Source organism: Shewanella sp. SG41-4, from assembly GCF_014164505.1.
Lineage (GTDB): Bacteria > Pseudomonadota > Gammaproteobacteria > Enterobacterales > Shewanellaceae > Shewanella.
The window spans coordinates 1-16,448 of sequence record NZ_JACJFI010000077.1 but is presented as its reverse complement, the minus strand read 5'-3'; the positions used below and the strand labels follow the sequence as shown (position 1 = coordinate 16,448).

12 protein-coding genes and 1 pseudogene are annotated in these 16,448 nt (G+C 41.3%); 9 read left to right on the top strand and 4 right to left on the bottom strand.

The window, feature by feature from the left end; genetic code table 11:
• The 7 genes and pseudogenes from H5202_RS09380 to H5202_RS09350 form a co-directional block, all read left to right on the top strand.
• Positions 1-243: pseudogene (locus H5202_RS09380) on the top strand (primosomal protein N'); the annotation flags it as partial.
• A 180-nt stretch (positions 244-423) separates the two neighbouring features.
• Positions 424-2,169, top strand: a complete 1,746-nt coding sequence (argS, locus tag H5202_RS09375) for an arginine--tRNA ligase (protein WP_182771840.1) — start codon at positions 424-426, stop codon at positions 2,167-2,169.
• Between the two features lie 2 nt (positions 2,170-2,171).
• A complete protein-coding gene (locus H5202_RS09370) occupies positions 2,172-2,771 on the top strand; it encodes an SPOR domain-containing protein (protein WP_220493819.1) in 600 nt (199 codons plus the stop codon).
• A gap of 170 nt (positions 2,772-2,941) precedes the next feature.
• Positions 2,942-3,466: an ATP-dependent protease subunit HslV gene (hslV, locus tag H5202_RS09365; protein ID WP_059747713.1), complete on the top strand. Its 525-nt coding sequence runs from the start codon at positions 2,942-2,944 to the stop codon at positions 3,464-3,466.
• 25 nt (positions 3,467-3,491) lie between these two features.
• Positions 3,492-4,817 (top strand): HslU--HslV peptidase ATPase subunit, encoded by a 1,326-nt coding sequence (hslU, locus tag H5202_RS09360; protein WP_182771839.1) that lies wholly within the window; start codon positions 3,492-3,494, stop codon positions 4,815-4,817.
• 174 nt (positions 4,818-4,991) lie between these two features.
• Positions 4,992-5,378: a gamma-butyrobetaine hydroxylase-like domain-containing protein gene (locus H5202_RS09355; protein ID WP_182771838.1), complete on the top strand. Its 387-nt coding sequence runs from the start codon at positions 4,992-4,994 to the stop codon at positions 5,376-5,378.
• Between the two features lie 127 nt (positions 5,379-5,505).
• Positions 5,506-5,733 carry a hypothetical protein gene (locus H5202_RS09350; RefSeq protein ID WP_182771837.1) on the top strand — a complete coding sequence of 76 codons (228 nt, stop codon included), beginning with the start codon at positions 5,506-5,508 and terminating at the stop codon, positions 5,731-5,733.
• Positions 5,734-6,011: 278 nt separating this feature from the next.
• Here H5202_RS09350 and H5202_RS09345 read toward each other — a convergent pair whose 3' ends face one another.
• Positions 6,012-6,293 (bottom strand): hypothetical protein, encoded by a 282-nt coding sequence (locus H5202_RS09345; RefSeq protein WP_182771836.1) that lies wholly within the window; start codon positions 6,291-6,293, stop codon positions 6,012-6,014.
• A gap of 427 nt (positions 6,294-6,720) precedes the next feature.
• Here H5202_RS09345 and H5202_RS09340 point away from each other — a divergent pair, with 427 nt between their 5' ends.
• A complete protein-coding gene (locus H5202_RS09340; RefSeq protein ID WP_182771835.1) occupies positions 6,721-8,004 on the top strand; it encodes a hypothetical protein in 1,284 nt (427 codons plus the stop codon).
• Positions 8,005-8,606: 602 nt separating this feature from the next.
• Here the strand turns inward: H5202_RS09340 and acnB are convergent.
• Entirely contained in the window at positions 8,607-11,204 is a 2,598-nt protein-coding gene (gene acnB / locus H5202_RS09335) for a bifunctional aconitate hydratase 2/2-methylisocitrate dehydratase (RefSeq protein WP_182771834.1), read from the bottom strand.
• A gap of 402 nt (positions 11,205-11,606) precedes the next feature.
• Here acnB and hxpB point away from each other — a divergent pair, with 402 nt between their 5' ends.
• Positions 11,607-12,275 (top strand): hexitol phosphatase HxpB, encoded by a 669-nt coding sequence (gene hxpB, locus H5202_RS09330; RefSeq protein ID WP_182771841.1) that lies wholly within the window; start codon positions 11,607-11,609, stop codon positions 12,273-12,275.
• 288 nt (positions 12,276-12,563) lie between these two features.
• Here the strand turns inward: hxpB and H5202_RS09325 are convergent, their stop codons facing one another.
• Both H5202_RS09325 and H5202_RS09320 read right to left on the bottom strand, forming a co-directional pair.
• Positions 12,564-14,828: a patatin-like phospholipase family protein gene (locus H5202_RS09325; RefSeq protein WP_182771833.1), complete on the bottom strand. Its 2,265-nt coding sequence runs from the start codon at positions 14,826-14,828 to the stop codon at positions 12,564-12,566.
• Positions 14,829-14,936: 108 nt separating this feature from the next.
• The coding region (locus tag H5202_RS09320) for a putative bifunctional diguanylate cyclase/phosphodiesterase (RefSeq protein WP_259397252.1) at positions 14,937-16,448 on the bottom strand (1,512 nt) is incomplete at its 5' end.

Below are 16,448 nucleotides of genomic sequence, written 5' to 3'. Positions count from 1 at the left end.
GATGCTTTTCTTGCCCGCACCAGCGAGCTATTACCACAAGATAAAGACTTTGAAATTATTGGCCCTATCCCGGCTCCACTGGATCGTAAAGCAGGAAAATACCGACGCCAATTAATACTGCAAGCTAAAAGTCGTCAGCGTTTACAAACCGAATTTGAACGCGTATTAGCCCAAATTGAACTAATACCTGAAAGTAAGCGTTGCCGCTGGAGTATCGATAGAGATCCACAAGATTTGATGTAATGCCTTGTAGTATGTGAAGTAAAACGACCTTAAATCTGTCATAAACTTCACTTAGGGTAATATTCAGCATAAAAAAACCAATATTTCCGTTAAAGCAGATAGCAATCCCCCCCCATAAACGGCTAAAATATGCGGTTCCGTCATGTCATTCATTTAACGAATTAGTGCAAGCAAACTCCCATGAAATCACATATTGAATCTTTACTAGAACAAACCATCGAATCCTTCAAACAGCAAGGAATTGTGCCAGCTGATTTTCAAGCTCGCATTCAGGTCGATCGCACTAAAGATAAAAGTCATGGTGACTTAGCGACTAACCTTGCAATGATGCTGACCAAAGTTGCTAAAAAGAACCCGCGCGAATTAGCACAGCTGGTTATTGATACCTTGCCAGCATCATCTTATGTGGCCAAAGTAGAAATTGCTGGCCCGGGTTTTATTAACTTTTTCATTGATGACAATGCATTAGCGAATCAGCTACAGCAAGCGCTGACGAGTGATCACTTAGGTGTGATATTACCGACTAAGCAAACCATCGTTGTCGACTATTCTTCGCCAAACTTAGCCAAAGAAATGCACGTAGGCCACTTACGCTCAACCATCATTGGTGACAGCGTCGTGCGCGCACTCGAGTATTTAGGCCATAACGTCATTCGCCAAAACCACGTCGGGGATTGGGGCACTCAGTTTGGTATGCTACTGGCATTAATGGAAGAGTTACGCGCAGCCAATGGCGAACAAGCCAAAATGGAATTGTCTGACTTAGAAAGCTTTTATCGTGCTGCTAAAGTGCGTTTTGATGAGTCTACAGAATTTGCCACTCGCGCTCGCCAACTTGTCGTTGCATTACAATCGGGTGATGAATACTGCAATAAGCTATGGCGCGAATTTAACGACATATCGTTAAGCCATTGCCATGATGTGTATAAGCGTTTAGGCGTTAGCTTAACCCGCGCAGATGTTCACGGCGAAAGTGCTTACAATGCCGACTTAGCCCAAGTGGTTAAAGATTTAGATGCCCAAGGTCTGCTAAGCGAAAGCAATGGCGCTAAAGTGGTATTCCAAGAAGCGTTTCGCAATAAAGAAGGTGAGCCTTTACCGGTTATCATCCAAAAAGCGGATGGCGGCTACTTATACGCAACCTCAGATCTTGCTGCCATGCGTTACCGCTCAAACGTATTAAAGGCCGATCGCGCCATGTACTTTGTCGATTTACGCCAAGCGCTACACTTCCAACAAGTGTTTAGCCTTGCCAAACTCGCTAAATTTGTTCGCCCTGAAATGTCGTTAGAGCACACTGGCTTTGGCACCATGAATGGCGCTGATGGCCGTCCTTTTAAAACGCGTTCTGGTGGTGTGGTTAAGTTAGTTGATTTACTTGACGAGGCCGATGTGCGTGCACTTGAACTGGTTCGTAGCAAAAATCCAGATATGGATGAAGCGACCCTCACTGAAATTGCTCGCGTTGTGGGTATCAGCTCAGTTAAGTATGCAGACCTTTCGAAGAACCGCACCAGTGATTACATTTTCAGTTTTGAGCAAATGCTTAGCTTTGAAGGTAATACTGCACCTTATCTATTATATGCCTACACCCGTATTGCTGGAATTTTTAAGCGTGCTGAAGATATTGACCTTAGCCAAGCCAAGATTGCACTTGAGCATGAAAAAGAAAAAGACTTAGGCACTAAACTGGCACAATTTGGTGAAGTGTTAACTCGCATGACAGACAAAGGCTTACCGCATGTATTATGTGGATACCTTTATGAGCTAGCGAGTGAGTTTTCGAGTTTCTATGAAGCTTGTCCAGTGCTTGCCGCCGAAACAGAAGCTCAAAAGCAAAGCCGTTTATTGCTTGCACAATTAACCGCTAAAACCTTACAAACGGGCTTGTCGCTGCTTGGCATTGAAACCCTAGAGCGGATGTAATCATGAGTCGTGACTACGCAAATCGCAAACCTCGGGCGGGCACTAAAGCCCGCGCGCCACAACGAAAAAAAGCACCTAAACGCTCTTTTCCTTACTTGGCTGTTTTTGTGATACTCACATTAGTCATAGGTTTTGGTTATTTCTTATGGTCCATTAATGGCAGCTCCGACTCATCAACCGTGTCAGAGCCCGTTCAGCAACCAAAAAAGAAAACGGTACCAACAGCGACCGTAGAAGCGCCGAAAAAAGTGGTCAAGAAAGACCCTAATGCACTGCCACCTAAGCCACAGGAAGAATGGACTTATCTGGAAGAGCTTGAAAACAAACAAGTTGAAATAGATTTACCTCAAACAGGCGTAGTGTCTAGCGGCATCTATCAAATGCAATGTGGATCGTTTAGGCAAGAGTCGCAAGCAAATGAAATGAAGGCCAGAATTGCCTTCCAAGGCACCGAGGCACAAGTTCGCCGCAGTGAAGGAACCAATGGCGTATGGTATCGCGTGGTACTAGGGCCTTACCCTAACAAGCGCGATGCTGAACATAATCGTCATAAGATGCAGAAAGCCGGTTTAAATGGCTGCATGATTTGGTTGTGGGAATAACTCTGCTCGTCTGATATTACTGTATAAATCACGTTAGCCCTGTTCTCTGCAACAGGGCTTTTTGTTATCCATCGCTTGATATCTGTCATTTTGTCCCCATATCCATTTTATCAATCAACAATTGCATTCACCCTAATGACCCGTTGATGTATTAGTTAAGAGGATTTACCGTGACTACTATCGTATCCGTACGCCGTAATAATCAAGTTGTCATCGCTGGTGATGGCCAAGTGTCTCTAGGCAATACCGTGATGAAAGGTAATGCACGTAAAGTGCGCCGCCTATACCACAATAAAGTATTAGCTGGTTTTGCTGGCGGTACTGCCGATGCATTTACTCTTTTTGAGCGTTTTGAAACCAAGCTCGAAATGCATCAAGGCCATTTATTAAAATCTGCCGTAGAGCTTGCCAAAGATTGGCGCACCGACAAAATGCTACGTAAGCTCGAAGCTATGTTGGTTGTGGCAGATGCTGAATCATCATTAATTATTACCGGTAATGGCGACGTCGTTCAACCGGAATACGACTTAATTGCCATTGGTTCTGGTGGAAATTATGCTCATGCTTCAGCCTTAGCATTACTGCAAAACACTGAGTTAAGTGCGGAAGAAATAGCAGAAAAATCACTGACCATTGCAGGCGATATTTGTGTATTCACCAACCAATTTAAAACTATCGAAAAGTTAGACTACTAATTCGAGCGTTAATAAAGGAACAGTTATGTCTGAAATGACTCCACGTGAAATTGTTCACGAACTAGATGCACATATCATTGGCCAACAAAATGCCAAACGCTCAGTAGCCGTTGCATTGCGAAATCGCTGGCGCCGGATGCAGCTTGAGCCAGAACTTCGTCATGAAGTAACTCCAAAAAATATTTTAATGATTGGCCCAACCGGTGTCGGTAAAACTGAAATCGCCCGTCGTTTAGCCAAATTGGCTAACGCACCTTTTATCAAAGTTGAGGCTACCAAATTTACTGAAGTGGGTTATGTCGGTAAGGAAGTAGAACAAATCATCCGTGATTTAACTGACTCAGCAGTGAAAATGACCCGCGAACAGCAAATGAAAAAGTGCCGTCATCGCGCCGAAGAAATGGCCGAAGAACGTATTTTAGATGCCTTATTGCCTAAGCCAAAAGATGACTGGGATACCGACAAAAAAGATGACTCTACCACCCGTCAGGTTTTCCGTAAAAAGCTGCGTGAAGGTCAACTAGACGACAAAGAAATTGAAATCGATATTGCTGCGCCTCAAATTGGTGTTGAAATCATGGCCCCGCCAGGCATGGAAGAAATGACCAATCAGTTACAAGGCTTATTTCAAAATCTTGGTCAAAGTACCTCTAAACGCAAAAAGCTTAAAATCAAAGATGCTTACAAACAGTTAGTTGAAGATGAAGCGGCAAAGCTTGTTAATCAAGAAGACTTAAAAGAACAAGCCATCGAGCTGGTTGAGCAAAATGGCATTGTGTTTTTAGACGAAATAGACAAAATTTGTAAGCGCGGTGAAAGCTCAGGCCCAGATGTATCCCGTGAAGGTGTGCAACGTGACTTACTGCCATTAGTGGAAGGCTGCACAGTTTCTACTAAACACGGCATGGTTAAAACCGACCACATTTTGTTTATTGCTTCTGGTGCATTCCAGATGTCTAAACCGTCTGATTTAATTCCAGAGCTTCAAGGCCGTTTACCCATTCGTGTTGAATTAGACGCCCTTACCGCGGCTGATTTTAAACGCATTCTAACAGAACCATTTGCCTCACTCACTGAGCAACATGTCGCCCTAATGAACACCGAAGGCGTCACTATAGAGTTTACTGAATCAGGTATTGAGCGCATTGCAGAAGCTGCATGGCAAGTGAATGAGCGCACCGAAAACATTGGTGCTCGCCGTTTACATACCGTGATGGAAAAATTGATGGAAGATATTTCATACGATGCTTCTGAAAAGTCGGGTTCTAAATTTGTCATTGATGCTGAATATGTCAATGACCACCTTGATACCTTGGTACAAGATGAAGATTTAAGCCGCTTTATTTTATAACCATTATTTGAATCAAACGTCCTCCCATTTGATTGTCTCTGATGGGTAGGACGTGATTTTTTTGTTTATGAAGAAACATCACGAATCCACGTTACAACAATAGGATTAACAGCAAAGTCGCGTATGATGATAATCTGCGATTTAGCGTTAATCCTTTTTTTTATAGGTATTCCCATGACCCAATCAACGCCTACCGTCACCGACATTAAGCTTAAACGCCAATCTAAGTTACTCGAAGTAACGTTCGATAATGGCCAAACTTACAACATCAGTTGTGAAATGTTGCGAGTATTTTCGCCATCGGCTGAAGTACAGCGCCATGGCGACCCAATATTGGTTACCCATAAGAAAGCCGTTAATATCAAAGCGCTTGAACCTATTGGCCATTATGCGGTAAAAATCACTTTTGATGATGGCCATGATACTGGCTTGTATTCTTGGCAGGTGCTGCATAACTTGTGCAGTAATCAAACTGAATTATGGCAACAGTATTTAGCCAGATTGCGGGCAGAGAAAGGCTCACGAGAACCACTTATTTCGATGAATATTAAGTATTCATGATTACGGTACGCTTTAACGATAGACGTTAATTTCAACACTATATTTGCATAACTTTACTCATCGCGATCAGCAATTGACACTCAAACGATTATGCTTAGTCATAGTCTTCACTCGTACCGAGGTTTGTATGAAACAGTCAATTCAATTTCCTATGATTAAAGTGTTATTAGTCGGATTCGCTATTATCAGTTTAAGTGCCTGTGCCCCACGTGCTCATCATGGACACGTAAAAGCACCGAAAAATAAGACTGCTGTAACTAAAGTGATCGTTGTTAAACCAGCGGCATATCGAATCGTTAATGTTAATGTTAATAACGTTCATCAAAAGGATGTTGTTATCATTCGAAAACGTTAAATGACTCTACTATAAGTGCCAGCTATTTTGCTGGCATTTTTGAATGACGGATATGGTTAATTATCGAAGAATACTTAATCTTCATACTTTTTAACAATGGCCTACGGCCACTAAGGTCGGAGCGTTTCGCCCACATCAGACCAAGTGTCAAAGTTGCACTTCTGGCAATAAATTTAATCCAAATACATCTCATTAACCTTGTCATCCCGGCAATGCTTTTGAGCCGGGATCCAGGTGTTTCTTTATGCTTAGCACTTATCCCTGATGGCATACGGCCACTAAGGTCGTAGCGTCTCGCCCACACCAGAATTTTCAAACTTCGTTTGAATTAACATCGCAAGGTTCCACCCTGCACCGGCCAAAAGGGGATCAACAGCAATCCCCTCTTGGATCACCCCTGCCGTTCCGGCAACATTTTCGCTATTTAACCAAATAACAGCAGCGAAAAAATTGCGACGGAAATAGCTCCAGCTTTTGACCCCATTTTCGTGTTCTTCGGCCTTATTCGAAAATGCTAACGCTTCCGATGGTACATCCTGTACCGCGAAAGCTAAGCTCACATCCATGTGAGCTTCACGCTATTTTCTTCAACATCCTCAAGCTCAATGGTGTCAATTACCTACCGCTGGAACGTGTTATTTAAATTAATATTAAGTTATCAAGCTAACATCGTCATCCCTGATGATTTAATCCACAATAGATTCAGCTTTTTACCTTTCACTAATAGTGATGAACTATGCCAAATCGAAGAGATAAAAATTACCGATGTAGATGAGTCATCGAGTATCCAAAACATAGATGTTTTAGTTAAGCTTATATGGATGTGCCGTGGTATCTCGCTGAATTGTCTGCGGCAGGTAATTGATTAAATTGAACCTTTGGATTGTAGCTTCGATTAAAAACTAATGATACAAAGAGCTAAAGCTTTTAAAAATGGTATTATTTCAAAATGAATGGCACAGTAATTTTTTATAAGGAAGCTATAAAGTGAATAAATCTAAATGGACTGACTCTACAGCAGCTAAAGAAATTATATCCCGAATAGCTAAGCTTAAATTAAAGGCCAATCAATCTTGCATGATGCTTTTAACACATAATAACTACAAGTCAGCGTTTGACTCTGCCGGATTTGATAACTATTTAATGCTTCTGAAAGAGTTAGTTCGATTTGACGGCAGTGTGCCTGAATCACTAAAGCAAAGTTTAGTAAAACAAGCGGTTTGGAGATCAGCCGACGATGATAAACTTCATGACGGATATGTAAGTAATATGCTTAAAATTATTGAAGCAGAATACTTAGAGAAACCATTCGAAAAATATAATCTCGTTACCGGTGTATCGATTGTAGGGTTAAAAAGAACACGTGTTATCAAAACATCCAAAGCAATAATAAAAATTACAAATTCTTTGCCAAAAAAGTTCAAAAAAACATATGACTTTAAAGAAGTGTCATCACTTTATCCAAAGTTAGATAATAAATCATACTCTTGGGTAGTTGTAGAGGTTAATGCAAGATGTATCCATTCAGCCGCAGAAATTGCTCTCGAGCAATTAGATTACTGGCGTGGGATATTTAATCTCTACTTTAATTATAACCAAACTAGGACCTCATTCCATAAGCCTTCGCCAATAAATAAAATATCTAAATATCCATACCATTCAATACATCTAGACAATGGAGATAGGGCTACTCCACTTTATTGGTTTGATCAAAACTTCAATTATGACTTCTCATCACTGGATGTCTCAGGTAAATATGCAAAGGCAAATGTATTCTATAAAAAGTTATCTAGAGGTATCTGCAATAGTGGTTATATTTCATTTTTTATAAATATATTAAATCGATATTCTACAGCCCTTGATACTACCAATATGAATAGTTCATTTCTAGCGATGTGGTCATTACTAGAATCATTAACATTCAGTGGTCAAGATAATTATGACGTAACAATAGCGAGAACCTTAGTTTTATTTACAGATAAATTCAAAGTTGAACAAGAGCTTAAAATACTAAGAAACAAGCGTAATATGGCTATTCATAGCGGTAATCAATTTGAAGAAGCAGAAAAATATGCATATATATTGATGAATTATATTCATGAATATATATTTTTTTTAGTAAATGCCATTTCAAAAAGTGAATCAATAGAACACCTAAAGGCAACTCTTGACCTGCCGTTGAGTAGAGTTAAGCTTACTGAAATACGAAAAAAATTAAAAAGCGAAATTAAATCACTAGATTTGATAGAGAATCTTATAAATATTAAATAACTAGTGATACTAAATTTACTAAATTTAGTGGGGTCAGTGTAAATTTTATGTCATTGCACTAGATCCGAAACTCTAACGCACTTTTGTCCAAAAGCGAGTTAGTCACTGCTTGAAAAAGCCTAAATTCAACTCTGAACTTGAGGCCGTTGAAGAAAATAGCGTGAGCTGGCCATGGATGTCCCGCTAGCTTTCGAGGGGAAGGGACGCCCCATCGTAAGCGTTAGCATTTTCGAATAAGGCCGAAGCAGCATACAAACGAAGTTAAAAGCTGGATAAATCCCCGTGGCGACCTTTTCGCTTTTTGAAAATGTTGCGGGGCGGCTGGGAGTTCCAAGAGGGAACAGCCGTTGGTTTCCTCTTGGTCTGGTGTGGGTGAAGCGCCACGACGTTAGTGGCCTCAGGCCATAAGAACATAGATATGGCTAATTTTCGCATTGGTTTTAGCCGTTGATTAATTTAGTGGGATCAGGGTAAATCTTTATAAAAAGATAGGTTGAAACTCATTTTTATCCTGAAATAAGTTACAAGTTAAACAATATAACACCAATAAAAATGCCAGCATTTCTGCTGGCATTTTTGATCAATTGTTAACTAGTTTAAGCTTAAAGCGCGGTTTGGAAAATCACGCTGTCGGCTTTCTTAGTGTAAGAATCGATTTGGTCGAAGTTCAAGTAACGGTAAGTATCAGCTGCTGTTGCATCCAATTCTTTAGCGTAGTTTTGATACTCTTCAACTGAAGGTAAACGACCTAGTAACGCTGCTACTGCTGCTAACTCAGCTGATGCTAAGTATACGTTTGCGCCAGTACCTAAACGGTTAGGGAAGTTACGTGTAGAAGTTGATACTACAGTAGCACCTTCTGCAACACGTGCTTGGTTACCCATACATAGAGAACAACCAGGGATCTCGATGCGAGCACCAACACGGCCGAAGATTGAGTAGTAACCTTCTTCAGTTAATTGATCGCGGTCCATCTTAGTTGGTGGTGCAATCCATAAACGTGTTGGTAGCGTAGTAGCAAACTTTTCTAACATCTTACCAGTAGCACGGAAGTGACCGATGTTAGTCATACAAGAACCAACAAACACTTCGTCAATCTTAGTTTGTGCAACGCTTGATAATAATACGGCATCATCAGGATCGTTTGGTGCACAAAGGATTGGCTCTTTGATGTCGTTTAGATTGATTTCGATAATTTCAGCATATTCTGCATCTTTATCTGCTTCCATCAACTGTGGGTTAGCAATCCATTCTTGCATCGCAGTAATACGACGTTCAATAGTACGACGATCGCCATAACCTTCTGCAATCATCCACTTTAACATCACGATGTTAGAGGTTAGATATTCAATGATTGTCTCTTTGTCTAGCTTAATGCTACAACCTGCAGCTGAACGCTCAGCAGATGCATCAGATAACTCGAATGCTTGTTCAACTTTAAGTTTTTCAAGACCTTCGATTTCTAATACGCGGCCAGAGAAAGCGTTGATTTTGCCTTTCTTCTCAACCGTTAGCAGACCCATTTCAATTGCTTTTAATGGGATAGCATGAACTAAATCACGCAAGGTAATACCGGGTTGCATTTCGCCTTTAAAGCGCACTAGCACTGATTCAGGCATATCAAGAGGCATGACACCTGTTGCAGCAGCAAATGCCACTAAACCAGAACCGGCTGGGAACGAAATACCAATAGGGAAACGAGTATGTGAATCACCACCAGTACCTACGGTATCTGGTAATAACATACGGTTTAACCACGAGTGAATAACCCCGTCACCTGGACGTAAAGCAACACCACCACGGTTCATAATGAAATCCGGTAGTGTGTGGTGAGTGGTAACATCCACTGGCTTTGGATAAGCCGCAGTGTGACAGAATGACTGCATGGTTAAATCAGCACTAAAGCCTAAACATGCTAAGTCTTTTAACTCATCACGTGTCATAGGGCCGGTAGTGTCTTGTGAGCCTACAGAGGTCATCTTAGGTTCACAGTATTGACCAGGACGAACACCTGATACACCACATGCTTTACCAACCATTTTCTGAGCTAAAGTAAAGCCTTTATCAGAAGCGGCGATATCTTGTGGACGAACGAATACTTTTGATGCTTCAAGACCTAATGTTTCACGCGCACGGTCAGTAAGGCCACGACCAATGATCAAAGGAATACGACCACCAGCACGAACTTCATCTAACAATACTTCGGTTTTAAGCTCAAATGTAGAGATCACTTCATCAGTGCCGTGACGCTTAACTACACCTTCATAAGGGTAGATATCGATCACATCGCCAGTGTCCATTTGATCAACGTTTAGTTCGATCGGTAATGCACCCGCATCTTCCATGGTGTTGAAGAAAATAGGTGCAATTTTGTTACCTAGACAGAAGCCACCAGCACGCTTGTTAGGAACAAAAGGAATGTCATCACCCATAAACCATAACACTGAGTTAGTGGCAGACTTACGTGAAGAACCCGTACCAACAACATCGCCAACGTAAACTAAAGGAAAACCTTTTCCTTTTAACGCTTCGATTTCTTTGATTGGGCCAACAACACCTGATTCATCAGGCACAATACCGTCACGCGCATTTTTTAGCATTGCTAATGCGTGTAATGGAATATCTGGACGAGACCACGCATCTGGCGCAGGAGACAAGTCATCAGTGTTGGTTTCACCAGACACTTTAAACACTGTTAATGATACTTTGTCAGCCAATTTTGGACGGTTTAAGAACCAGTCAGCATTGGCCCAAGCGTCGACAACTTGCTTAGCAAAGTCATTACCCGCTTGCATTTTTTCAACAACATCGTGGTATGAATCAAACATCAACAATGTATTTGAAAGTGCAGTAACCGATAGAGGTGCTAAAGCTGCATTATCTAGTTGGTCAATTAGCGGCTCAATGTTGTAACCGCCTTGCATGGTGCCAAGCAGTTTAACAGCGTGTTCTGCGCTTAAGATAGGAGATGACACAGTGCCTTTAGCGACTGCATCAAGGAAAGCGGCTTTAACGTAAGCAGCTTCATCTACTCCTGGTGGAATACGATTTTCGAGCAAGTCGAGGATGAATGCCTCTTCACCTGCTGGTGGTGTTTCAAATAACTTAACCAGTTCAGCCACTTGTTGTGCATTTAATGGCTTAGGGACTACACCCTCTGCAGCACGTTCTGCGACGTGTTTACGATATGCTTCTAGCACGGCAACATTCCTCTTTGTTTGGCGCCTAACGGCGAAACTCAGCGCCACTATGGTTACGCTGATAATTCCACTGGTTCGGGCTTGAAATCCGACCTCCAGTATACTACAGCTTTATAAAAGTATGAATCAGCTCACACTCTCAGAGGTATGAAATCAACGTGATTTATCAACCTACAAATCAATTTAGCGCCAAGTTGAATAAAATAAAATTAGACAATAGTTTGAAACAGACAGAAAAACATTTAAATACATTAACTTATATAGCACCCACTGATTAAACTATATACAAAAAAATATCCTGTTTTTTAGATTAAATATTTTTGAAAAAGTGTGTTTTGATTGTGTCCAGTCAATAACAACGTAATAATTAGCACTTAACATTGTGCCGTTTATGGAGTCAGTATTGTGTCAAACCAAATAAAAGCCGTTATTTTTGATATGGATGGGATTTTAATTGATTCCGAACCAGCTTGGCAGCTGGCCGAGCAGACGGTGCTAAATAGCTTTGGGCTTAACCTCAGCCTTGAAGAAGTGGAGCAAACCACAGGCTTGCGTATTGATCATGTTGTGAGCTATTGGCACCAACGTTTTCCGTGGCCAAATTACGACAATACAGCTACGGCCAATACCATCGTAAATGAAGTGGTAAGCCAAATAAACGCAAACGGTGAACCAATGCAAGGTGTTATTGAGTCGCTAGAGGCATGCAAACGTTTAGGGCTTAAAATAGGGTTAGCCACATCTTCATCGTCATTAATTATTGAAGCCGTGCTGCGTAAACTTGATATTGGCGATTATTTTGATGCGATTGAGTCTGCTGAAAATCTCAATTATGGTAAACCCCATCCTGAGGTATATTTAAATTGTGCTAAAGGACTTGGCATTGCGCCAGGACAATGCATCGCAATTGAAGATTCGTTTAATGGTTTAATTGCCGCGCGGGCAGCCAGTATGCAAACCGTAGCCATTCCTGCGCCTCACACTGCCACACAAACTAAATGGGTGGTTGCCCACAATCAACTGGCTCATGCCGGATTACTACCAGCATTGCTGGAAAGAGTCAGTAAGTAAGCTCGTGTTCATGCTCATGTTAGTGCTAGAGCTGATTTTAGGGTTAGGTAGGCTCAACTCGGATTAAGAGATGGGATTATGAATGCGCCACAATTTATTTGGTTCTCAGCTAAATAATCAATACGACTTCGAGTGCAGTCAGTACTCGAGGTACCTATTGGCTTAAATCGATTAGAGCGTAAAGCTTACAACCAATCGGTATTTTCTAAAGCGAATAACGATAACGGCAGCCGAAGCTGCCGTTATCGTTAATCGAGGTTTGGTGATGACCTTAGGTCATAATTACACCTAGAAATTCTTACCCACAAATAAGTAAAACGATGTTTCACCGCTGTCAGTAAAACCAAAACCTAATGCTGCTGGGCCCCAATCGGTATCTGTACCTAAATACAAACTACTGGCGTAAATCAAATCATTTAGATCAACATCATCACGATCAAACCACACATTACCGGCTTCAAGACTTGTGCCTAAATACAAAGGCAAATCGGTGATCAGTACATCGCGGCCGAGATCATATTGGTAAATCACTGCTCCAAACACTTTATGAGCACCGACCAAAATGTCTTTACGGTAACCAGACAAATTCAAAAATCCGCCTAAATCTGCCACATGCAATGTAAAGTCACCATCATTCTCAACCGTAGCTAATTCCATTTTACCTACAATGGCATGATTACCTAGTTTTAACGCACCCTTCCAATCTGCTTCAAATTGCCAAGCTAAACCATCACTAAAAGTGGTACCAACACTATTTAATCCGTTATAAGACTCATCTCTTAAATAACTGATGAAGGTAATTCTATTACCTTCTGTCGGGAAACTAATACTGTTTAAGTTATCATAAGCTACTTTAAAATAGCCGCCGGATGAAGAATAACTAAGCGAGTCAATTAAATCTAATTCACTCGTAATACGGCCATCTTCTTCGATAAAGCCAAATTCAACAATGCCGTCAGAATTAAAATTATAACCAACACCTAAAACAATTTGAGCCACGCTGTTTTCGAGTTCAACATAGCGGCTATCTTGGTCAAATAAATCCCAATTTTTCATTTCATATTGAAATCTCGCTAGGCTATAAAATGTTTGATCGCGATCTAATGGCTGATAAAACTCAGTACCGACGAGCTTTTTATACCCCAGTTCCAATTCGTTACGCCACTCACCACCATTTGCCGTTAAGTCGGTCATGGTATAAGCCAAACTGAGTGTAATAGCCGAATCTAAGGTAAAGTCATCTTCCCAGTTAAAACCTGCTTGAAAGTAATTCGGCCCCCATGATTTGGCTCTGGTGGTAATGGTTAAAATTCGACCTTGTTCAACATCTTCAAACTCGGCATCGACACGCTCGAATTTATTCAGCGAATACACTCGGTTTAAGGCTAAATCTAACTCTTCCTTAGTCAGCACAACACCTTCGCTAATCCCTAAGCGCTCACGCAGTAATTTCTTACTGACTTTTGATTGATTATTGAAGGCTATTTTATAAATTGGTTTTTTAAGCGGATCTAACCACAGTAAACTTTGTTGTAATTTATCCGCTTGATAAGCTAAATAGTCTCGTTCGCTAATACCAAGTGGTTCCAACTTCACCAACTCTAAATTAGCAGCATTTTCACCTAATTTGAGTGCTAATGGCATGATTGAAAAATCTGTGGTACTTAGGCTGTCAATTGCAGGACGAATAAGAATATCACTTGATGTCAGTAAGGTTTTTTGCCGAGCGGTGCTAGCTTGAGTCAAAATAGTTGAGAGTTGATCTAAAACGGCAAGGGTACTGTCTAAGTTTTCTTGTTTGGTCAATGCCGAACCAATGTCTACAGCAATAATAATGTCTGCGCCCATGGCTTTCACCACATCGATAGGCATATTATTGGCAATTCCACCATCAACCAGTAAACGACCGTTAATAATAGCGGGCTGCAATGCTCCGGGCACCGTGGCAGATGCTTGCATGGCTTGCACTACACTGCCGCTAGATAATACTACCGCTTCACTGGTCGCTAAATCAGTCGCCACCGCTCTATAGGGAATAGCAAGTTCATCAAAGTCACCAAACTGTTCGACCAAACCTGTCGAGTGACGCAATAATTGAGACATGCTTTGGCCACGCAACAAGCCACTCGGTGAGGTTAAGCTATTATTGTTATAACCCACCGTAAGTGGAATATTAAACTGATCACGTTGCTGTTTATCACGGTAACTTAATTTATCGCGCGGAATGGTATCGGAATACCCTTTAGACCATTCGCCATTAAGCATAATCTTTTCGATTTGGTCGGCGTTATAGCCTAATGCATACATCCCAGCGACATAAGCTCCAATACTAGTGCCCGCAATGTAATCGACAGGAATATGATATTTTTCAAGAACTTTCAACACACCAATATGTGCAGCGCCCTTTGCACCACCGCCACTCAGCACTAAGCCAATAGTGGGCCTTTCTTTAACGGTTTTTTTGGCAGCATAGACCGGTTGCACAACCCAGCTAAAGCAAATACAGCTAGCCAAGAACCAGGTGGAGAAGTTAAGGCGCAAAAATTGTGGCATTAATGATTCCGAAAGTAAGTAAAAACAACTTATTCTAACAACATTTAACCAATACCCATACTAATGGATAGTAGTCAGGAAATTACACTGGCATCACAATTTAATTCATTACGTCTTCATCCCCATTTTCCGCTTAATATCGAGTTCTAGAGCCGCTTTGGGCATTGGCTTGGCAAAATAATATCCCTGAATAACATGGCAACCACGCTGAACGACTTGTGCAAGTTGTTCAGATGTTTCAACACCTTCAGCAATGACTTCAAGGGATAGATTACGCGCTAACTCAATAATACTGCTCACAATGGCTTGATCAGCTTTATGGGTGTCAATATGGCTTAAAAACGAACGATCAATTTTCAGAATATTGACTTGGAATGAACGTAAATAAGCGAGCGAAGAATAACCGGTGCCAAAATCATCTATCGCAACATCAATGCCTAACTGCTCTAAAGCGAGTAAATGTTGGCTAGCAATATCAACTTCTTTCATCAAGACACCTTCGGTAATTTCAACCGACAAACATCTAGCAGGCATGCCAGTTTGATGCAATGTCGCGGTCAAAAAGTCGATAAAATCTGCCTGTCTAAAGTGCATTGCTGACACATTAACCGACACTTTTATCTCGCTTTGATATCGCTGATGCCAATCTGCACCATCGAGACAAGCTTGAGTCAGCACCCAACGATCGATCTCAACAATCAAACCGCAAGATTCTGCTATACCAATAAACACATCGGGGTTAACCATGCCATCTTTTGGGTGTTTCCAACGAATGAGCGCTTCAACGCCAACAATACTATTTTGTTGGTTAACATCTATCTGAGGCTGGTAATACAGTTCAAATTCATTGCACAGTATCGCGCGATGCAAGTCAGCCTCTATGCGCAAGTGATATAGCGCTTCTGCATTTCGCTCTGCTGAATAATATTGAAAATTACCACGTCCCTCTTCTTTAGCATGGTACATGGCTAAATCGGCATTTTTAATCAAAGTCTCGGGAGTTTGGTCATCGTCAGACCAAATGCTAATTCCAATGCTGGTCGAAATAAAAAATTCTCGGCCGTATAGTTTAAAAGGCGTTTCTATTTGTTTTAATAGTTGTTTTGCAATGTGGTTAATCGTGTCGACATCTTTCGCATCACGCAGCAAAATAACAAACTCATCACCACCAAAACGACACAACAAATGCTCTTCAGACAAACAAGACTGTAGTCTACCTGCGGCTTCAACTAGCAATGCATCACCCATACTGTGCCCGTATGAGTCATTAACATGTTTAAATCTGTCGAGGTCTAAAAACAATAATGCTAAGGTTTCTTTTTGCTGTTTTGCTATTTCAATAACTTGGCCCAATCGGCGCGAAAACATCGCTCGATTAGCTAAGCCAGTTAACATGTCATTGTTTGCTAAGCGGCGCAGATGTAACTCATTATGCTTACGCTCAGTGATGTCAGAAAACACCACCACATAATGCAGTGCCGAGCCATTCATATTAAACATGGTCGATACATTGACCCAAACAGGACATCGACTACCATCACCACAATTAAACTCACATTCTCCAGTCCAAAAACGTTCCTTATCAAACACCTCTTCCATGTCAAAAGGCTCTACTGTCTC